The 19,333-nt window shown below is 39.9% G+C and carries 20 protein-coding genes; 8 read left to right on the forward strand and 12 right to left on the reverse strand.

The window, feature by feature from the left end; genetic code table 11:
• Window positions 1-19: 19 nt before the first annotated feature.
• Window positions 20-475, reverse strand: coding sequence for a DUF4199 family protein (locus ACFQZJ_RS16145; protein WP_379935912.1), 456 nt, complete (start codon window positions 473-475; stop codon window positions 20-22).
• 170 nt (window positions 476-645) lie between these two features.
• Here ACFQZJ_RS16145 and ACFQZJ_RS16150 point away from each other — a divergent pair, with 170 nt between their 5' ends.
• Both ACFQZJ_RS16150 and ACFQZJ_RS16155 read left to right on the forward strand, forming a co-directional pair.
• Complete coding sequence (locus ACFQZJ_RS16150) at window positions 646-1,968, forward strand: M16 family metallopeptidase (protein WP_379935913.1); 1,323 nt, start codon at window positions 646-648, stop codon at window positions 1,966-1,968.
• Window positions 1,969-1,976: 8 nt separating this feature from the next.
• On the forward strand, window positions 1,977-4,049 hold the full coding sequence (locus ACFQZJ_RS16155; RefSeq protein ID WP_379935914.1) for a M16 family metallopeptidase: 2,073 nt from the start codon (window positions 1,977-1,979) through the stop codon (window positions 4,047-4,049).
• A gap of 69 nt (window positions 4,050-4,118) precedes the next feature.
• Here ACFQZJ_RS16155 and ACFQZJ_RS16160 read toward each other — a convergent pair whose 3' ends face one another.
• Both ACFQZJ_RS16160 and ACFQZJ_RS16165 read right to left on the reverse strand, forming a co-directional pair.
• The gene (locus ACFQZJ_RS16160) at window positions 4,119-4,862 is read right to left on the reverse strand and encodes a head GIN domain-containing protein (RefSeq protein WP_379935915.1); all 744 of its coding nucleotides are present in this window, start codon (window positions 4,860-4,862) and stop codon (window positions 4,119-4,121) included.
• A 73-nt stretch (window positions 4,863-4,935) separates the two neighbouring features.
• On the reverse strand, window positions 4,936-5,820 hold the full coding sequence (locus tag ACFQZJ_RS16165) for a DMT family transporter (protein ID WP_379935916.1): 885 nt from the start codon (window positions 5,818-5,820) through the stop codon (window positions 4,936-4,938).
• A gap of 237 nt (window positions 5,821-6,057) precedes the next feature.
• Between ACFQZJ_RS16165 and ACFQZJ_RS16170 the strand changes: the two genes are divergently transcribed.
• The 3 genes from ACFQZJ_RS16170 to ACFQZJ_RS16180 all read left to right on the forward strand — a co-directional run bounded on the left by ACFQZJ_RS16170 (window position 6,058) and on the right by ACFQZJ_RS16180 (window position 7,590).
• On the forward strand, window positions 6,058-6,615 hold the full coding sequence (locus tag ACFQZJ_RS16170; RefSeq protein WP_379935917.1) for a hypothetical protein: 558 nt from the start codon (window positions 6,058-6,060) through the stop codon (window positions 6,613-6,615).
• 202 nt (window positions 6,616-6,817) lie between these two features.
• Window positions 6,818-7,168 (forward strand): heavy-metal-associated domain-containing protein, encoded by a 351-nt coding sequence (locus ACFQZJ_RS16175; protein ID WP_379935918.1) that lies wholly within the window; start codon window positions 6,818-6,820, stop codon window positions 7,166-7,168.
• Window positions 7,165-7,590, forward strand: coding sequence for a hypothetical protein (locus ACFQZJ_RS16180; RefSeq protein WP_379935919.1), 426 nt, complete (start codon window positions 7,165-7,167; stop codon window positions 7,588-7,590). The genes ACFQZJ_RS16175 and ACFQZJ_RS16180 overlap by 4 nt, the downstream gene beginning before the upstream one ends.
• A gap of 47 nt (window positions 7,591-7,637) precedes the next feature.
• On the opposite strand, the gene ACFQZJ_RS16185 is transcribed toward ACFQZJ_RS16180, so the two are convergent.
• From ACFQZJ_RS16185 to mutY, 5 genes are all read right to left on the reverse strand, one after another.
• Window positions 7,638-8,585 carry a pyridoxal-phosphate dependent enzyme gene (locus ACFQZJ_RS16185; protein WP_379935920.1) on the reverse strand — a complete coding sequence of 316 codons (948 nt, stop codon included), beginning with the start codon at window positions 8,583-8,585 and terminating at the stop codon, window positions 7,638-7,640.
• Between the two features lie 101 nt (window positions 8,586-8,686).
• Window positions 8,687-9,244: a gliding motility lipoprotein GldD gene (gene gldD, locus ACFQZJ_RS16190; protein WP_379935921.1), complete on the reverse strand. Its 558-nt coding sequence runs from the start codon at window positions 9,242-9,244 to the stop codon at window positions 8,687-8,689.
• A complete protein-coding gene (locus ACFQZJ_RS16195) occupies window positions 9,234-10,562 on the reverse strand; it encodes a gliding motility-associated protein GldE (protein ID WP_379935922.1) in 1,329 nt (442 codons plus the stop codon). Before ACFQZJ_RS16195 ends, gldD begins: the two co-directional genes overlap by 11 nt.
• A gap of 17 nt (window positions 10,563-10,579) precedes the next feature.
• Window positions 10,580-11,044: a single-stranded DNA-binding protein gene (locus ACFQZJ_RS16200; RefSeq protein WP_379935923.1), complete on the reverse strand. Its 465-nt coding sequence runs from the start codon at window positions 11,042-11,044 to the stop codon at window positions 10,580-10,582.
• 27 nt (window positions 11,045-11,071) lie between these two features.
• A complete protein-coding gene (gene mutY, locus ACFQZJ_RS16205) occupies window positions 11,072-12,121 on the reverse strand; it encodes an A/G-specific adenine glycosylase (RefSeq protein WP_379935924.1) in 1,050 nt (349 codons plus the stop codon).
• Window positions 12,122-12,247: 126 nt separating this feature from the next.
• Between mutY and ACFQZJ_RS16210 the strand changes: the two genes are divergently transcribed.
• From ACFQZJ_RS16210 to ACFQZJ_RS16220, 3 genes are all read left to right on the forward strand, one after another.
• A complete protein-coding gene (locus ACFQZJ_RS16210) occupies window positions 12,248-12,538 on the forward strand; it encodes an HU family DNA-binding protein (RefSeq protein WP_013306152.1) in 291 nt (96 codons plus the stop codon).
• A 262-nt stretch (window positions 12,539-12,800) separates the two neighbouring features.
• A complete protein-coding gene (locus ACFQZJ_RS16215; RefSeq protein WP_379935925.1) occupies window positions 12,801-14,351 on the forward strand; it encodes an Rne/Rng family ribonuclease in 1,551 nt (516 codons plus the stop codon).
• Between the two features lie 1,178 nt (window positions 14,352-15,529).
• Window positions 15,530-16,003 (forward strand): regulatory protein RecX, encoded by a 474-nt coding sequence (locus ACFQZJ_RS16220; RefSeq protein ID WP_379935926.1) that lies wholly within the window; start codon window positions 15,530-15,532, stop codon window positions 16,001-16,003.
• Window positions 16,004-16,251: 248 nt separating this feature from the next.
• On the opposite strand, the gene ACFQZJ_RS16225 is transcribed toward ACFQZJ_RS16220, so the two are convergent.
• The 4 genes from ACFQZJ_RS16225 to ACFQZJ_RS16240 all read right to left on the reverse strand — a co-directional run bounded on the left by ACFQZJ_RS16225 (window position 16,252) and on the right by ACFQZJ_RS16240 (window position 19,319).
• Window positions 16,252-16,746: a DUF6646 family protein gene (locus tag ACFQZJ_RS16225; protein ID WP_379935927.1), complete on the reverse strand. Its 495-nt coding sequence runs from the start codon at window positions 16,744-16,746 to the stop codon at window positions 16,252-16,254.
• A 69-nt stretch (window positions 16,747-16,815) separates the two neighbouring features.
• A complete protein-coding gene (locus ACFQZJ_RS16230; protein ID WP_379935928.1) occupies window positions 16,816-17,664 on the reverse strand; it encodes a cupin-like domain-containing protein in 849 nt (282 codons plus the stop codon).
• A gap of 79 nt (window positions 17,665-17,743) precedes the next feature.
• The gene (bioB, locus tag ACFQZJ_RS16235) at window positions 17,744-18,838 is read right to left on the reverse strand and encodes a biotin synthase BioB (protein ID WP_379935929.1); all 1,095 of its coding nucleotides are present in this window, start codon (window positions 18,836-18,838) and stop codon (window positions 17,744-17,746) included.
• Window positions 18,839-19,130: 292 nt separating this feature from the next.
• The gene (locus ACFQZJ_RS16240; protein ID WP_379935930.1) at window positions 19,131-19,319 is read right to left on the reverse strand and encodes a hypothetical protein; all 189 of its coding nucleotides are present in this window, start codon (window positions 19,317-19,319) and stop codon (window positions 19,131-19,133) included.
• Between the last annotated feature and the right edge of the window lie 14 nt (window positions 19,320-19,333).

The following is a 19,333-nucleotide window of genomic DNA, read 5'->3' on the forward strand; positions in this document are numbered from 1 at the left end:
ACAAGGTTTTTTTTGGAATTTAGTTCCGGTTTTTCTTTAAATTGTTTGAGCTTTTAAAAAGCTGCATAAACGTTAGCGTGAGTACTATCGTAGTGCTAAAACCCATAACTGCTACTACAAAGAAAACAATGGCCTCAAAACTTTCGTATTCCCCGGCCCACTGAGAAGATAAAACCTCTAAAAACCCTGGGTTTAGTTCGGTGGAATAAAAGGCGAAAAATATAGTAAAAACCAAGGTAGCCATGCCGCCTGTAGTTAATCCTGTGGTAAAACCGGTACTGTACCTAAACGATTTTCCTTCTTGTAATTTGTAATATTTAATCGCTTCATAAATACCAAAACCCGTTATCACAGCATTAAAAAGACTAAAAAACACGTTGGTATGCCACCCTAATAGCGAAAGGATCAAGAAGTAAGCAATTAAACTACCGCTGGTAGCAACCCCAAAACGAATGGGTAAAGTAACGTTTTTCATAGCCGTTGTTTTAAAATTTCCCTTTTAAGATAACCAATAAAGCGCAAATGAAGGCTTAATTACATGTTAAAGAAAAGTTTAACCTACATAATTCCTCTTACAAAATTTAGAATAACTGTAACTTTCGCCTGAAAATCGACACTAATTTATCAAATGAAAACACGAACAAAATGAAAAACAAATTAATTATGGCCTCGGCTTTGCTATTGTCCTGCGCCATTGCGGTCGCGCAAGAAGTAGCGTATGAAGAATACACCTTGGACAATGGCCTACACGTTATCTTGCACCAGGACAATACCGCCCCTATCGTAACTACATCGGTAATGTACCATGTTGGCGCTAAAGATGAAGATCCGGAAAGAACTGGATTTGCACATTTTTTTGAACACTTGCTTTTTGAAGGTACCAAAAACGTGGAAAAGGGCAAATGGATGGAGATCGTATCATCAAACGGAGGGTCTAACAATGCAAATACCACAGACGACAGAACGTACTATTATGAAGTATTTCCTTCCAACAACTTACAACTGGGGCTTTGGCTGGAATCGGAACGTATGTTGCATCCCATTATAGAACAATCTGGTGTTGACACTCAAAATGAGGTGGTGAAAGAAGAAAAACGCCTTCGTGTCGATAATTCCCCCTACGGCAGATTCATTGAGAATATAAAAATCCACCTGTTTAAAAAACATCCGTACAAAGGAACTACCATTGGCAAAATGGCTCATTTAGATGCGGCTACTTTGGAAGAGTTCATGGCCTTTAACAAAAAATTCTATGTTCCCAACAATGCTGTTTTGGTCGTTGCAGGGGATTTTGAGGTTGGTACTGCAAAAAAAATGATCAATGACTATTTCGCAGATATCCCAAGAGGGGAAGACATCATAAGGAACTTTCCTAAGGAGGATCCCATTACCGAACAAATCAATGCCAAGGCGTACGACCCCAATATTCAGATACCCGCTACGATGATCGCCTATAGAACCCCAGGTTTTAAGGATAGGGAAGCACTGGTGCTTGATATGATATCGACCTATCTGAGCGATGGGCCTTCCTCCAAATTATATAAAAAAATGGTAGATGAACAAAAGCAAGCGCTGCAAGTAGGTGCGCTCCCATTTACCCAAGAAGATTACGGTATGTATATCGTGTTTGCCCTGCCTGTTGGAGAAACCGGCCTAGCCGAACTTACCGCTGAGATGGAAGAGGAAATAGCAAAAGTTCGCACAGACCTGATTTCTGAAAATGATTTTCAAAAAATCCAGAATAAATTAGAGAATAGGTTTGTAAACAGTAATTCCAGTGTAGAAGGGATCGCAAGTTCATTGGCTAGGTACTATATGCTTTACGGAGACACTTCATTAATCAACAAGGAGATAGACGCCTATCGATCCATCACCCGCGAAGAAATAAAAGAAGTTGCGAATAAATACCTTAAGCCTAATCAAAGGGTAGTACTTGAGTATTTACCGGAAGAAAAACCAACAAATTAAACACTGTTATGAAAAAAATATATCTATTCGTTATCGCGGCATTCTCCTTAATGTCGCTCCAGGCACAAGTTGATCGCAGTAAGATGCCCGAACCAGGTCCTGCACCCGAAGTAAATCTCAAAGAACCCCAAACCTTTGAGCTCAACAATGGCTTAAAGGTTATGGTCGTAGAAAACAATAAACTACCAAGGGTCTCCATACAGCTGACCATTGATAACCCGCCTGTTCTGGAAGGCGATAAAGCCGGTGTTTCCAGCCTAACGGGAAGCCTTATGGGCAAAGGTTCCGTTACTATAGGGAAAGATGAATTTAACGAGGAAATAGATTTTCTTGGTGCAAGAATGAGTTTTAGCTCCCAAGGTGCATACGCTAGTTCCTTGTCCAAATATTTTCCTAGGATGATGGAGCTTTTGGCAGATGCGGCAATAAATCCAAATTTCACCGAAGAGGAGTTTAATAAGGAAAAGGACAAATTAATTACAGGGCTCAAGGCAGAAGAAAAAGATGTTGCCGCTATTGCATCGCGCGTGCAGCGCGCTTTGGCTTATGGCAAAAACCACCCTTATGGTGAATTTACTACAGAAGAGACGGTTAACAATGTAAAACTGACGGACGTACTTCAATTTTACCGAAAATATTTTGTTCCTGCCAATGCATATTTGATTATCATAGGCGATGTGAAATTTGAGGACGCCAAACAACTTGCCGAAGCCTACTTTACATCATGGACAAAAGCAGTGCCGCCCTCCTTTAGCTTCTCAAAACCAAGTGATGTGCAGTACACCCAAATCAACTTTGTAGACATGCCCAATGCCGTACAATCCGAAATAGCAGTGCAAAATCTTGTAAACCTTAAAATGTCGGATGCCGATTATCTTCCGGCACTTGTTGCCAACCAAATTCTTGGTGGCGGCGGAGAAGGAAGACTGTTCCTTAACCTAAGGGAAGATAAGGGGTACACCTACGGATCCTATTCGTCTATTGGGAACGACAAATATGAGGTTTCAAGGTTTAGGGCTACGGCGAGTGTACGAAATATGGTGACGGACAGTGCCGTAGTAGAACTTTTAAAGGAAATAGATCGTATTGCCAACACACCGGTTACCGAAACCGAGCTGGCAAATACAAAAGCGAAGTATGCCGGAAGGTTTATCATGGCCTTGGAAAAACCGCAGACCATTGCCGGTTATGCCTTGAACATTGAAACCGAAAATCTACCAAAAGATTTTTATAAAACATATCTAGAGCGATTGGATAATATTACCGTAGCCGATGTGCAAAATGCCGCTCAAAAATACTTTAGTTCAAAAAATGCAAGGGTAGTTGTTGTAGGCAAGGGCAGGGAAATTCTAGAGAATCTGGAAAAAGTTACCGCAAACAATTCCAAAGTACCTGTGTTGTTTTTTGATAAGAATGCCGAAAAAACCGAAAAACCCAATTATAATGAAGACCTGCCCAAAGGTATTACGGCCAATGGCATTATAGAAAAGTACATTGCGACCATTGGAGGAAAAGACGCCTTGCAACAGCTAGAATCGGTTTACATGGCTGCTACGACAGAAATGCAAGGAGTGCAATTGGAACTGGAGATGAAAAAAACGTCGAACAACCAATTTATGCAAGATATTAAAATGGGCGGAAATTCCATGAGCAAGACCGTACTGAACGGGGATAAAGGCTACGCGATGGGACAAGGACAACGAAAGGATTTTTCGGACGAGGAAGTTTCTAAAGTGAAAGAAGAAGCGGCTCCGTTTCCAGAACTGCATTACCTTGCCGCCAATGGCATTAGCTTTGAAGGAACAGAAACCGTAGGAGACAAAAAAGCATATATCGTAAAAGTAACGGATACAAAAACTGCGTATTACGATACGGAAACAGGATTAAAGCTACAGGAAAAAAACAGCATGGAAATGCAGGGGCAGCAGGTAAGCCAAACCGTACTGTACAGTGACTACAAAGCAGTCTCCGGTATTTTATTCCCCTTCAGTTTTGTACAAACCGTTGGGCCACAAACGATGGAATTTACCGTGAACGAAATTAAAGTCAACGAAGGGGTCTCGCCTATAGATTTCGAGTAGCCAACACTTCATTATAAATAAAAAAAATCCCGCCGTAAAGCGGGATTTTTTTTATTCTTCACAGCCAGACTATCCTATTTTCCGAACCTTGGCCTCTCCGATAATAATACCGTTATCTACGTCCGGGTCTCCTTGATAATTAATGGTGGTCTCGCCATAACAGGTAACCTTTAACCGATCCGAAACCTTAACCCTAAAATTACTTTCGCCATAAGCGGTAATTTTAGTTTCCCCATTTTCCATTCCTAGGGTATTTACTTCACTTTCACCGTAGGCCCTGAATACTTGGCGCCCTGCGTTTCCTTTTGCTATTTCTAAATAAGAAGATCCATAGATAGCCACCACAAGCTCGTTCAACACAAGGTCATCAAAATATACTTTTGTTTCCCCGTATAAGCTCAGCTTTAGTTCGTCTTCGTTTATACGGCTCTTGCAGCGCACTATCTCCTCTCCCCTTACAGAAAGATTTTTCAAGGTTTTATAGGTAATGGTAGCGGTTGCCATAGTACCCTTATAAATAGGTCGTTTTCCGTTCCAGTTATCCGATGAAACCCGCTCTGATTTTGTAACTGTCTTTGCGCCGTCCAAATACACCCGTAAAGTATTCCCTTCAACTTGTACATTTATTTTGTTCATGGGCACTTTTGTATTTTCTATGAACACTGAGGTTTCGTTGCCCGCTATAAGGTTTACTTCTACATGCGGACTAATAATAATCTTATCAAAATCTTTTACTTGGAACGTTTTGTCTTGTGCAATGCTGGTTAAGGCAGCTAAAATTACCGTTACAACCGTTAGGTATACTGATTTCATATTGGCTCGTTTTTAAATTGATTCTCCACTTAAAGACTAGAATTGCTTTTGATTGTTACAGTTGGTCTAAAATTTAGCTACTTTTTCTTTTTTGGTTTACCAAATAAACCCCTGCCAAAATCAAAAATGAAGCCCCAATTTGTTGCAAGGTAAATACTTCGCCATCCATAACTCCCCAGAATATTCCAACAATAGGGATTAAATACGTAACCGAGACCGAAAAAACCGGAGAGGAAATCTGTATCAACTTATTAAATAACACCTTGGCAATGCAAGTACCTATAACACAAAGTAGTGTAATATAGCCCAAAGAGGACCAAAAAAATTCTCCTGTCCTAACTTCATAGCTTAAGGTTCCGGATACCGGCAATAAAAAAATACCCGGCAATAGAATACACACAAAATTACCGACCGCGATTCCCATAGGACTCACATTTTGCAGCTTGCTCTTGATTATATTGGCATTACTGGCATAACAAATCGTAGCCAAAACAACCAAACCGGCGTACCAGTAGTTTTGTTCCGGATTAATACTGCTTCCGAAAACTACCAACATACTGGCACCCAACAAACCTACCAGTACACCTATAAATTGATTTCGTGTAAAGGAGATACCAAAAGCGAACAGGCCAACAAATAAGGTAAATAATGGTACTAAGGAGTTTAAAACCGCGGTTACACCACTATCAATTTCGGTTTGGGCAAAGGCAAAAAGAAACATAGGAAAAAAGCTTCCGACAAAACCGGATAGCGCCAACCACTTCCAGTCTTCCTTGCGAACGGTTTTCAAAGACCTAAAACCGATTAAGAGCAACAGGCTGGCCGCTATAACAATACGTAAAGCACCCAATTGCAAAGGTGCAAAACCTTCCAACCCCTTTTTTATCAAGATATAGGAAGAGCCCCAGATAACAGATAGCACAAACAGGTAAAACCATTTTCGTTGTTGAAGGCTCAAAGCAATAATTTTTTTGCAAAAGTGGTGCTTTTTTATCATTAATAGGGAAGAAGAAAGACTATCCTACCGACAATTACCTATTTTGCTTTGATTACAAAGCAAAATCCTTTCAACGGTTTTGACCAAAAAACAACACAAAACTAGCAGTACGAACTCCCTTATTTTAATACGATCCAAGAACTGTCTTTTTTTAAGTTTTGGTATCTTTATACAGTTGTTAGGGGTAATTTTAAATCTATGAAATCAATTTTACTTTTTTGTCTTTTGACAACTTGCTCAATTTCCATATCAAACGGACAAAAATTATTAGCGGAAATTGGTAGTGAAAGAAATGTTTACATTATCTATTATGGACAAACCCCTACATTTGAATACGATTCAGTTACAACAGTTCATAAGGGAGGAGGGATTGATAAAGGCTGGAAAAGTTCTGTAATGATTGACAAAATATTAAAAAAAATGTCAAAAAATAAAATTAAGGGAGATGCCATAATGTTCACATCGGAGAACATGACCGATGCTCAAGTAATAAACTTTAAAAAGAATGATTTAACCAAACCTTCTGTAGAATTGGAAAAAATTGAAAACATTAACTTAATATATCTAGAGCAAAGACCACTATTTGAAATGGAATATGTAATTGCTGTTGAATCTCCTAAATTTATTAAAAATTGGAGAACCAAAACACTCAAAAAAATTATGCTTAAAAAAGCCCTAGGGCAACAAAAAAAATTTAATATTTTACATTTTAAAGAAGATGACCTATGGCAAGCTGACCTCTACATTACTAAATAAAAAAACTACACAGTCCTATCTAGGGAGGCTTACAAAAAGTAATGTGGACTTCAGGCCAATACCGAAAGGTTCGTATAATTTTAATAAGTCGCTAAATTTCATGGATTTAGTTTTAGAAGAAAAAGCAAAACAACAAACTTTAGCTCTGTTGTTCGGATATAGCTGACATCGGATTAAAAACCCATCAAAATAAATTAAAGGTATGAAGTCACTTTTAACTATGTTAAGCCTATTTCTATTCGTCAACATCTCACTTGGCCAAGAAAATCAAAAAGATATTTTAAGCCTTGACAAAAACAATCTAAGCATGGCAACAATTGGCATAGAAGGAATGGCTTGCCAGGAAGGATGCGCAGATAAAATTGCCAGTAATTTACAGCATTCGAACGGAGTGGTTTCGGCACTTGTAAGCTATGCGGAAAAAGAAGCTGTCATTACGTATGATGCAGGAATAACAACCCCGGAACTACTAAAAAATATCATCACCAATACCAAGGTAAAAGACTATGTTTGCACTATAGATTCAATTACGATTAAAGAGCGAATAAAATGAAAAAAACAACTTTATTATTGGCGTCCGCCTGTTTGATGCTGTTTTTCTCCTGCAAAGAAGAAAAGAAAGAAGAAGGCACATCGCAAATGCAGAACGTTATGGCCATACATGACGAAGTAATGCCTAAGATGGGGGAAATAGGAAAACTTGTTGGACAGCTAAAGCCTATGGCGGATTCTTTGGGTATGGATTCCCCGGAAGGAAAAGCCATGCGCGACCTTCAAGACGCCAATAAATCGATGATGGATTGGATGCAGGGCATCGGAAAACGGTTTGATGCCGACGAAATAATGAAGGGCAAGGCACTTACCGAGGAAAAGCAAAAATGGTTGGACGAAGAGGAAGAAAAAGTGAAGGTGGTAAAAGAAAAAATAAACACCAGTATCGCAAATGCGAGGGCGCTTTTAGATTCCGGTAAGTAAAAAACTAACGGAGGTGAGCTTGCTAGTTTGGTCCCATTCCCAAAAATTTAAAAGGGCAACGAATCCAAATCAACATTACCACCAGAAATAACAACCCCTACTTTTTTATCCTTGTACATAACCGGATGTTCGCTTGCATCGCGAAGTAGGGCGGCAACCGTAACTGCGCTAGAGGGCTCTATGATAATCTTCATGCGTTCCCAGACCAAACGCATGGCAACTATAATTTCACTCTCGGTAACCCGAACAATTTTGGAGACGTGCTTTTGAATAATGGGGAAATTCTTGTCGCCCAAGGTTGTTTTGAGTCCGTCCGCGATGGTGTTCACGGTATCGTTCCCTTCTATTTTTCCGCTGAGCATAGAGCGATAGGCATCATCCGCTTCAAAGGGTTCGCCGCCTATGATAAGACAATTCTTGCCATAATATGCCGCAGCCAGAGAAGAACCAGCTATGAGTCCGCCGCCACCAACGGGACAAAAAATAAAATCCAGCTCCGGCCGCTGGTCTAGCAATTCCAAAGCCGCGGTGCCCTGTCCAAGGATTACATGTTCATCATTAGAAGGATGTAAAAACACGGCTCCCGTCTTTTTACCTATTTCATTTGCCATGGCCTGTCTTGCGGCCAAAGTAGGTTCGCACTCATAGATATTTCCACCATATTCCCGTACCCCGGCTTTTTTAATCTCGGGCGCGGAAGACGGCATTACAATATGGGCGGTTATTCCCAGGCTCTTTGCGGCAAGGGCAAGGGCTTGGGCAAAATTACCCGAAGAATGGGTTACCACACCATTTTTCCTTTGGGCGTCCGTTAGAAGTACTATAGCATTGGTAGCGCCCCTAATTTTGTATGCACCGGCACGCTGAAAATTTTCACATTTAAAGAATATCGGTGCTCCTACGATCTTGTTGATCGCACTAGAAGTCATCACAGGGGTATTATGAACGTATGGTTTTATCCTTTTATGACAATCCAGCAGGTCTTTTCTGTTCATAACATAATATTTTACCGCATTTTTTTTAATAGCCTTGTCAGACTTTGAAAACCTAACAGGTCCTACAACTTAAACCAAAGCGACAAACCTACTATTTTTCATCATTTCCAGCGCAAGGTTTCCATAATTGTCCTAATATCGTTCTGAAGGTAGGCCGCCGCCGGTAGAATAGAATCATAATTGGGTTTACTGTAGAAATAAACGGACCCCGTTAAAAAATGTGAGGTACTATCGGTAACAAAAAACTGGGTCTGAGAGGCAGCATCGCCTTGTACTTCAAAAAGGGAGCCGTATACTCTTGCATCAGGGTTCAAAAAAGGTTGTTCTACAATGTTATGTGCTTTAACCGCATGCTCGTAGCTCAATCGCTTGGCATCCTGTGTCAATTTATCCAAATCATTGTTCAATCTTCGATAGCTCAAAAAAATGGCTCCCTTCATTTCAGGATATTCCAAGGTATAGGCCAAGTCTTTATTCTCCTTTGGGATTGCCAGCTTGTTGTAATTGACAGAAAAATTTGCAGTCTCCAAAGTTGCCAATTCTCCTTGGGGATATTCCAACCGTATTTGTGCCTTTGGTTTTGGAATCGGGGTTTCCTCCTTACAGCCAACCAAAACAAAGAAACATACAATACAAAAGGTCAAATATTTACTGGTCATTGGGCAAGGTAACTTTAATTTGTTTTAATCTTTTTTTATCCAAGCTTTCGACGATAAAGGTATAGCCACCAAAACGGACTTCCTCTCCTCTTTTAGGAAAACTACCGGCAAGCTCCAGCACAAAGCCCGCAATCGTTTCCGATTCTCCCTTATTATCCTCAAATATAGTTTCATCGGTTATTTTTACCACCCTGTAAAAATCCTTAAGCGTGGTTTTGCCTTCAAACACATAGTTGAAATCGTCCATTTTGGAGTAAATAAGGTCCTCGTCATCGAACTCGTCGCTAATATCACCAACTATTTCCTCTATAATATCTTCCAAGGTAACAATACCGGACGTACCGCCATACTCATCGACCACAACGGCCAAATGGTTTTTCTTGGCCTGGAATTCGGTTAACAGATCATCTAGTTTTTTATTTTCTGGAACAAAATAGGGTTCCCGGATCAAGCTTAGCCAATTAAAGGATTTGCGCTCTAGATAGGGCAGCACGTCCTTAACATATAAAACGCCCATGACGTTATCAATATTATCCGAAAATACAGGGATACGGGAATATCCATTTTTTTTAATCTCTTCCAGAACTTCAAGGAACTTCATTTGGTCGTTCAGGGAGAAAATATCTATTCGCGGTCTCATTACTTGTTTGGTATCTGTATTTCCAAAATTCACGATTCCCTCCAATATCTTCTGTTCTTCTTTGGTGGTATCTCCTTCGGAAGTAAGCTCCAGGGCCTGTGACAAATGATCCACACTAAGACTGGACTTCTCCTTTCCAAGTTTTTTGTACAAAAAAATTGTTCCCGAACGCATAGGCAAACTCAATGGCGTAAAGATAAAATCCAATACTTTTAATGGATAAGCCATAAAGTTGGAAAAAGTCATTCTATTGCGGTTTGCATAGACTTTGGGTAAAATTTCACCGAACATCAAAATTAAAAAAGTAGCAACGACCACTTCTAATAAAAAACGAAGGGAAAGCACTCCAAAAAGGACTTTCGTAATAGTAGAGAATAAGGTATCGCCGATTATATTAAAAAGTAGTACGATACCGATGTTTATGGCATTATTGGTGATAAGAATGGTGGCCAATAATTTTTTGGGCCGTTCCAAAAGTTTTACAAGGATATTTCCTTGGGGCGTATTTTTCTCGTTGATGGTATTGATTTCGGTAACGGAAAGACCAAATAAGGCTACCTCTGCACCCGATATTAATGCGGAACAGCACAACAGTAGCACCAGCACGCCCATGTTTAGCACAAAAGCGCCGTCCATCGCCAAAAAACTCAACAAATAACGTAAAGGGTCAGGATCCAATGGTAGGTCGTATAATTTTAAAAGGGAAGGTCATCTTCCTGTTCGGGTTCGCTAACACCTGTAGGTGTTTTTGGTTGCACCGGAGGATTAACCGGGGCAGCGGTATTTCCAGAAGGCTGCGTTTGATTGTTCGCCATACTTTCCTTTTTGGTAGAAAGGAACGTGAATTCCTGCACATGTACCTCGGTGGTGTATCTGGTATTGCCATCCTCGCCTTGCCATTGTCTGTTTTTAAGTCGGCCCTCTACATATACCTTATCGCCTTTACTTAAATATTTTTCGCAGATTTCGGCGGCCTTGTTGCGCACCACAATGTTATGCCAATCGGTGTTGGTTACCCGTTCACCGGTTTGCTTGTTCGTATACGTTTCGTTGGTAGCTATAGGAAATCTACCGATACTCCCGCCACCCTCAAAATAGTGCATCTTAACCTCGTCACCTAAATGCCCAATCAGCATTACCTTATTTAATGTACCGCTCATACCAATAGTTTATGTCATACAAAAATACTAAAATTTAAATGCATTCATAAAGCTGGATATCAAAACGGGAACAGGATATTTATGCAATTCCGAAATGGGCACGGCATCAGGCATAGGCGCATCAATTTCAAGAATCCAAAATTTAGTATACAAATGCTGATGCGATAATTTATGAACCACCACCTCTGTATTGAACAAGGTAACCATCGCTTCCTCTTTAATACCCAAAACCCGATTGTAGTTTTCTTTTACGGTTTTTAAATCGATATCGCTTTCGGATTCCAATAAAGGAAATTCCCAAAGGTCTTGCCAAATCCCTTTTCCTGTCCTTTGTTTTAAAAGGGTAGAATTTAAACCGTTCCCGGAAACAAAAAGAGGTACCAAATAATTAAAATAACGGGTCTTGACCTTGGTCTTCTTAAGTTTAACAGGCAAAACATCCGTTTTTCTTTCCTTTAACGCCACGCAACTTTCTTTAAGCGGGCATTGCCCACAATTTGGATTTTTAGGAGTACACTGTATAGCTCCAAATTCCATGATTCCCTGATTATAATCCCTTACATTGCTTTCGTGCAGTACTTCTAGCGCCAATTCTTTAAAATACTTTATACCTGCAGTACTGTTTATTGGTATCTCTACTCCAAAATAACGGGACAATACACGATAAACATTACCATCCACTACTGCCTGTCTTTCATTAAAGCATATAGAAGATATGGCACTAGCCGTATAATCACCAACACCTTTAAGCGTAATGAGTTTTTTATAGGTATCCGGGAAACGACCTCCATAATCATCCACCACCATTTTTGCCGCGGCATGTAAATTCCGCGCCCTGGAATAATACCCAAGTCCTTGCCATAATTTTAACACGGTTTCTTGCTTGGCACTAGCCAAATCGGATACCTTTGGAAAAGTTTCGATAAAATTCAAATAATAGGGAGTTCCTTGCGCTACACGGGTCTGTTGCAAGATAATTTCGGACAACCAAATTTTATAGGGATCGGTTGATGCGCGCCACGGTAGATCGCGCTTGTTTTTATTGTACCATTCTAGAATTTTATCCGAAAAAGCCATCAACATTCATACTAAGCGATAAAAGTAGCAGTTTATATACTTAAAATTAACCCTTTAGAAAGAAAGATTGAATTTAATTTATATATTTGCAACCCGAAAAAAATACAGAAAATCTAATAACGAAAGATGACGAAAGCGGAAATTGTATCTAAAATCTCAGACAAGCTGGGAATTGAAAAAGGAGATGTACAGGCAACGGTTGAATCCTTCATGGAAGAGGTAAAAACTTCCTTGGAAAGCGGAGACAATGTGTACCTTAGAGGTTTTGGAAGTTTTATTATCAAAACTAGGGCAGAGAAGACCGGTAGGAATATTTCCAAGAATACGACTATTAAAATTCCTGCACACAACATACCTGCGTTCAAACCTGCAAAGGTCTTCGTAGAAGGAGTAAAGAGCAACGTACAAGTAAAATAATAATCTAAAAAGAGAAGCTTTATGCCGAGTGGTAAGAAAAGAAAGAGACATAAGGTAGCTACACATAAGCGCAAAAAGCGCAGAAGAGCTAACCGACACAAGAAAAAGTAGTTTTTTAAACTACTTTTTCATTTTATAACGTTCCTTGACATAGAGGTTCCAAAGATGAGCCTCGGCAGGTTTGTACAAATCTGTTTATGATATTGTTTAATCAATTTATCTAGCTTGCTATGCAAGTTCGGATAAGTATAAATACATTCAGGTGAATAGAGAATTAATCGTAAGATCTAGTTCCGATGCCGTCGATTTTGCCTTGTTAAAGGACGGAAAACTCACTGAGCTGCATAAAGAAGAGGACAATAACGATTTTTCTGTTGGCGATATTTTTTTAGCCAAAATTAGAAAACCGGTCACAGGGCTCAACGCTGCATTTGTAAACGTTGGATACGAAAAAGATGCTTTTTTGCATTATCACGACCTTGGCCCGCAGTTATCCTCTATGCTAAAGTTCATAAAACAAGTGAGCTCCGGAAGATTAAAGGAGTATTCGTTAACGAATTTTCCTTTTGATAAGGACATTGATAAACATGGCGTAATAACGGATGTTGTTAAGGCCAATCAGTCCCTTTTAGTGCAAATTGTAAAAGAACCCATATCCACCAAAGGACCAAGAATAAGTTCCGAGCTATCGATAGCCGGGCGCTATTTGGTTATGGTCCCGTTTTCCGATCGTGTTTCCGTGTCTCAAAAGATAGGTAGCAACGAGGAAAAAGACAGGCTTAAAAGGCTGGTTAAAAGCATAAAGCCCAAAGGATTCGGAGTAATTATAAGAACAGTTGCCGAAGGCAAAAAAGTAGCAGAACTAGACAAAGATCTAGAAAACTTGTTGGACAAATGGTCCACAATGTGTAAAAAATTACAGCGTGCACAAACACCGTCCAAAGTATTAGTGGAGCTAAACCGAGCTTCCTCCATTTTACGGGATGTCTTTAATGACAGTTTTACAGGGATACATGTTGATGACGCTGACCTATATAATCAGGTAAAAGATTACGTGGTAGAAATTGCCCCTGAAAAAGAGTCGATCGTAAAACATTATAATTCTCGGGTTCCAATTTTTGAAAAATTCGGAATAGACAGGCAAATTAAAACCTCCTTTGGCCGCACGGCCGTAATGAGTAGGGGCGCCTATTTGATTATTGAACATACCGAAGCACTGCACGTAGTAGACGTGAACAGCGGCAACCGTTCCAATAAAGCAAAAAATCAGGAAGACACCGCACTAGAAGTGAATTTACTGGCAGCTTCCGAAATCGCAAGGCAATTACGTCTTAGGGATATGGGGGGCATCATTGTCGTAGACTTCATAGACATGGTAAAGGCGCAGCACAGGAAAAAACTTTTTGAACATCTAAGAGATGAGATGAAAGATGACCGTGCCAAACACAAAATTTTACCTCCAAGTAAATTTGGACTTATCCAAATTACTAGGCAACGCGTTAGGCCAGAAATGAATATTAAAACGACGGAGGAAGATCCCAACCAAAAAGGCAAGGAAGTAGAAGCCCCAATAGTTCTAATAGACAAAATTAACGTGGATTTAGAACGTTTGTTAAAAGGCCCCGCAAAGGACAGTAAAGGCATAACTTTGAATATACATCCGTTTATTGCGGCGTATATTACAAAAGGTTTTCCATCAATACGTACCAAATGGTTCTTGGAACACAAACGATGGATCAAAATACAACCAAGGGATGCCTACACGTATCTCGATTTCCGTTTTAAGAACAAAGACGGCAAAACAATTTACTAGCCAAAAAAAAGCGACCCCAAAAGGAGGTCGCTTTTTTTATTTGGGGCGCATATTATCCAACCCTCTTCCTTTTTTACGGTCCTAAGTATTTTTGGTTTTAATACCAATGGCTTTAGTTTAATTTTGCATTGACAGCTTTATGTTATACTAAGCAAAATAGAACCTTTTGAAATTATCGCTATACACTTTCATTTTCGGTCTGTGTTCCTTCCCCTTTGCAGGGGAAGGTGGCATTTTTGTCCGACCGCCGAAGGCAGAGGGGACAAAGATGACGGAAGGGGTAGCGCCCCGACCACCGGGCAGGACGGATATTTATATTGGCGCAAACACGACGCATCGGCATGTTACCGTGAGAGGCTGCGTTTGGACATGGGCCTGAGTTCAACCCCTTCCGTCTTGCCATCCCGACTTTAGGTCGGGTTGGCAATCCACCTTCCCCTGCTAGGGGAAGGAACCATAATGGGAACAGTTTGTTCAAAAAAAAGGAGTGCCTGTCAAGAAAAATGGGTAAGCGACCCATAGCCCACACGGCTTCGAACATTAGCGAACCCTTTTTACCGTTACGTTTATGGATTTGGTAAATCAACGCTATTTTTAACTAGATCTATACCAATTTAAGTTTTGAATGTCGTATTAAAAATTTGAATTCGTTTTTTCTCAGGTTAGGAATGAAATCTAAGCATAGTATTAGCTATAGTTCTTTTTTATGACGACAAATGAGTAAAAAAGAAACTTGTTTTGTACGACCTCTAGAATTTAAATTGGAATAAGATCCATAAGTTTAAGAAAAGCTATTAAATCTCTTTGTTCTCGGTAAATATTTGTTATCTAATTTTATAACGAAGTGGTTTAAACTTTTCGCGTTCAAGCGAAAATTAGAAATTTTATGACCATTTGAAGGCTTTTTTGAGTTGCATAGCATAGCTATGGAAAGAAAAAAAGACAGGGCCGAAACAAAAGCCAACAATTTGGCTTTTGAATGAGGAGCCAGCTGCAGCCCGCGGCGAAAAAGAGCAATTTTTAGCTAACGGAAAAAGTTTAAATGACTTCACTATTTAATTCTAAAGCCAATTCTAGAATAGCTACTTTTGTGCGATTCTAAGCGACCTATAAGGTAAATACCAAAACCATCACATCTCCTAAAACCAATAATTACAAAACGCGACGTGAACAATAAAATGAAAAAGGATATTGCCTATTCGTTGAAGGAAGCTACAAAAAAACTTGAAGCATACTGCGCCTACCAAGATCGCTGCCACAAGGAAGTTGTTTCTAAATTAAAGGAAATGGGGATGATTCCAGTTGCCATAGACGAAATCGTAGGACATCTTATAAAGGAGAATTTCCTTAACGAAGAACGATTTGCACGAAGTTTTGCACGGGGTAAATTCAATATAAAAAAGTGGGGGAAGAATAGAATTATCAACGAACTAAAACAAAGAGGTATTACAAAATACAATCTTACGTCTGCACTAAAAGAAATAGATGAAGAAACGTATGTACAAACTTTAGAGCAACTTGCCAAAAGACGACTGGGACAGATTTCGGAGACCAACCTATTAAAAAAGCGCAAAAAACTGGCCGATTATCTTTTATATAGAGGTTGGGAAAGCCCCTTGGTATATGAAATAACCAAGAGGTTAATACCTTAAACCCAAAATATGCATTAGAAAAACTATTACAGCCCCTAGCTACTGCGAATACTACCGCTGCGCTACTTTTTTCGATTTAACCATAGCGGTGCTATGCTAAAATCGATAAAAAGCCAGTATTCATTGTATCTCGAAGCTTCATAACGAAGTTCCAATACATAATTTAGGTTAAACCTGCAAAAAATATGTGCACCGTAAATCCTTGGAGCCGAACCGCCCAGAAATTATTGAAAATACCAATAGGTAGTCTACAAGTTAAATACCGCACCCACAGCAAACACAAATTGATTATTGAGCAACTGTGCAGCCGAGAGTTCGGTGTTGTCATATTTTGCAAAAGGAACCGAAAATTCCGTAAAAATACCGAAACCGTCACCGAAGAAATACCGTGCTCCCAAATGCCCCCCGAATTGCTTTAGGCTAAGGTTGAGTCCCGGGTATATATCTATATGGTCTCCAAGGTCGATAACGCTGCTTAAATTGGCATTGAACCTGGCAACCAAGTTAAAACGATCTGTAAAATCGGCGCCTATAAGCTCTTCAACACCCAAAACATAACCGGCTCCCAGTCCCAAAGAAAAATTTTCTCCCAGACCTTTATCATAGGAAACGGCAATTCCAGTTCCGTTATCCTGAAAGCTGGCACCTACCTGAAATTTGGTATCGCCCTTTCCGTTAAAAGCTTGGGCGTTCATCGTGAGAACCCCAAATACTGCTATTAGTCCTAATACTATATTCTTCATATTAAAAATATTATGGTTTGTGTTTTATGAGTACAAATATATTTAATTACTCCACAAGTAGCGGATAAACTAAACGGTAGTTCGTTCTATGGCACGTTTGTTTTTCCAATCTATCCATTTTTGGCCTTTAATTTTTCGCATCAACACATCAAAATGACGCATGACAAAAATATTATAGGCCGCTTTTGCCAAATGCCTCGGATTCCTTGCCAAGGCGCGCAGACTCATGGAAAACCCAGGAGTTTTATACTTCATATAATGCCAATAACCTTCTGGCATGTACAACACTTCCCCGTGTTTTAGTGTAGTCCTAAAGCCGTGTGCTTTTTTTAAAGCCGGCCACTTATCCAAATCCGGATCAGAAAAATCGATGCTCTCGTGCGTTATCAAGGAATGGGGCACTTTATACAAATATTTATTCTGTGACTGCGAAAAGAGAATGCACTCCTTCTCACCCTCAAAATGAAAATGGAAGATATTGGCCAAATCGATATCATAGTGCATAAAGGTGTGCGAATCCCTCCCTCCAAAAAATAACATAGGTAACTGCTTAAGCAGACGGATACCAAAATCCGGATAGCTAAAATCCTTTTGCAATTCCGGTACTTCCTTTAAAATATTCCAAAGAAATATTCTGTATTTGGTTGGTTCTTTTTTGAGCAGATCAATATAATCGCTCATTTTCATGGTGGCATGCGGCTCGTTAAAACCGTCTTTATGTTGCACGGGGCGATCATCGTACAGCGGCACTACTTTATCTCCTGCAATGGTCTTCATATAGTCCAAGGACCACTTGGAATACGCAGGCCATTCACCATCAAAAGAGGTTAGTACTACAGGAAGTTGTGGCTTTAAATAGTTGGCGACAAAATCTTTTTTAGAAATGGAACTTACCCTTGGAATTTCGACTAATTTCAAAACTGCTTAGATTATTAGGAAACACAAAGTTAATCAACCCGTTTGGAACAGTTTCTTAAAAAAGATGGATAATGTAAGTTTATTCCGATAATTTCGCTTTCTGTTTGGCCACCTCGTTACGTTCTATTTTATGGCCGGGCCGTGTCCATTTTGGCTTTTCGCCTAAGGTTTGATATTCGGAATCCGATGCCTCTACCGTTTTGGGTTGTGAAACTTTCGTAAAGGGTTTCTGTGGATTTAGGCCCAGTAATTTAAACATTTCCATATCATCGTTCACATCGGGGTTAGGGGTCGTTAATAACTTATCACCGGCAAAAATAGAATTCGCACCGGCAAAGAAACACATTGCCTGTCCTTCCCTGCTCATTTGTGTTCTTCCCGCGGATAAACGCACTTGGGTTTCTGGCAGTACAATACGTGTGGTCGCTACCATCCGCACCATGTCCCATATAGAAACCGGCTCCATATCTTCCATAGGAGTGCCCTCTACCGGCACCAAAGCGTTAATAGGTGTAGACTCCGGTTGTGGACTCAAAGAGGCAAGTGCCACCAACATACCTGCTCTATCTTCCAATTTTTCACCCATACCTATGATGCCGCCACTACAAACTGTGACATTGGTCTTTCGAACATTCTCAATGGTATCCAAACGATCTTCAAAAGCACGGGTAGAAATCACATCTTTATAATAATCCTCTGAAGTATCCAGGTTATGATTGTAGGCATAGAGTCCGGCTTCGGCCAAACGTTTTGCCTGGTTTTCCGTAATCATTCCCAATGTACAGCAGACCTCCATATCCAGTTTGTTGATGGTACGCACCATTTCCAAGACTTGGTCAAACTCGGGACCGTCCTTTACGTTACGCCATGCTGCTCCCATACACACTCTAGAACTGCCCGATGCCTTTGCTCTAAGCGCCTGTGCCTTCACGTGTGGCACGGTCATCAAATCGTTTCCTTCAATATCGGTATGGTAACGCGCTGCTTGCGGACAATAGCCACAGTCCTCCGGGCAACCTCCCGTTTTTATGGAAAGTAAGGTAGATACCTGAACCGTATTGGGATCATGATTTTTCCTGTGGATGGTAGCTGCATCGTAAAGCAACTCCATCAGTGGCCTGTTGTAAATATCAAGAATTTCTTGTTTTGTCCAATTATGTCTCGTTTCGCTCATATACTTTTGGGTTGTACTACCGCGTAAAAATAGCTGAATTCGGGTAGAAATAATAATATCCATTACCTAAATTGGTAGGTGAATGTACCCGTAGAACATTACTGTTCATACTTTTTTATTCAACGGTAATCATTTTTGTATACACTAATTTAAGACCCCTAAGGCTCTTTTACTGAATTAATATCGGTATCCAAACCTTAGGGGTCTTAGTTTTAGATTCAAATATTCTTTTAATCCTTATTTATGGAAGTGGAACCTTATGCTTTTTTAACCCACCTAAAACGATTAGGAATCACCTCTTTTTGGTAGCCTTATAAAAATCGGTAAACGAAATTATCGCAATAACTGCCCAAACGCTACGATATGCCCAAATATTCATTTCAATTCCAAAAATAGAACCCGATTGCTGATCGTTCGCAAAGCCATACGCTATGTTGATTATGGCCAGAATACCGATAACGAGAGAAATATATTTTTTCATGATGTTATTGATTA

The sequence above is a fragment of the Maribacter chungangensis genome, from assembly GCF_042676845.1.
Lineage (GTDB): Bacteria > Bacteroidota > Bacteroidia > Flavobacteriales > Flavobacteriaceae > Maribacter > Maribacter chungangensis.

Bases quoted from the DNA above. Each gene is read 5' to 3' on its own strand.
- ACFQZJ_RS16150 (WP_379935913.1), top strand. From the start codon at position 646: ATGAAAAACAAATTAATTATGGCCTCGGCTTTGCTATTGTCCTGCGCC.
- ACFQZJ_RS16185 (WP_379935920.1), bottom strand. From the start codon at position 8,585: ATGAACAGAAAAGACCTGCTGGATTGTCATAAAAGGATAAAACCATAC.
- ACFQZJ_RS16160 (WP_379935915.1), bottom strand. From the start codon at position 4,862: ATGAAATCAGTATACCTAACGGTTGTAACGGTAATTTTAGCTGCCTTA.
- ACFQZJ_RS16210 (WP_013306152.1), top strand. From the start codon at position 12,248: ATGACGAAAGCGGAAATTGTATCTAAAATCTCAGACAAGCTGGGAATT.
- ACFQZJ_RS16220 (WP_379935926.1), top strand. From the start codon at position 15,530: ATGAAAAAGGATATTGCCTATTCGTTGAAGGAAGCTACAAAAAAACTT.
- ACFQZJ_RS16145 (WP_379935912.1), bottom strand. From the start codon at position 475: ATGAAAAACGTTACTTTACCCATTCGTTTTGGGGTTGCTACCAGCGGT.
- gldD (WP_379935921.1), bottom strand. From the start codon at position 9,244: ATGACCAGTAAATATTTGACCTTTTGTATTGTATGTTTCTTTGTTTTG.
- ACFQZJ_RS16180 (WP_379935919.1), top strand. From the start codon at position 7,165: ATGAAAAAAACAACTTTATTATTGGCGTCCGCCTGTTTGATGCTGTTT.
- bioB (WP_379935929.1), bottom strand. From the start codon at position 18,838: ATGAGCGAAACGAGACATAATTGGACAAAACAAGAAATTCTTGATATT.
- ACFQZJ_RS16225 (WP_379935927.1), bottom strand. From the start codon at position 16,746: ATGAAGAATATAGTATTAGGACTAATAGCAGTATTTGGGGTTCTCACG.
- ACFQZJ_RS16155 (WP_379935914.1), top strand. From the start codon at position 1,977: ATGAAAAAAATATATCTATTCGTTATCGCGGCATTCTCCTTAATGTCG.
- mutY (WP_379935924.1), bottom strand. From the start codon at position 12,121: ATGGCTTTTTCGGATAAAATTCTAGAATGGTACAATAAAAACAAGCGC.
- ACFQZJ_RS16200 (WP_379935923.1), bottom strand. From the start codon at position 11,044: ATGAGCGGTACATTAAATAAGGTAATGCTGATTGGGCATTTAGGTGAC.
- ACFQZJ_RS16240 (WP_379935930.1), bottom strand. From the start codon at position 19,319: ATGAAAAAATATATTTCTCTCGTTATCGGTATTCTGGCCATAATCAAC.
- ACFQZJ_RS16175 (WP_379935918.1), top strand. From the start codon at position 6,818: ATGAAGTCACTTTTAACTATGTTAAGCCTATTTCTATTCGTCAACATC.
- ACFQZJ_RS16170 (WP_379935917.1), top strand. From the start codon at position 6,058: ATGAAATCAATTTTACTTTTTTGTCTTTTGACAACTTGCTCAATTTCC.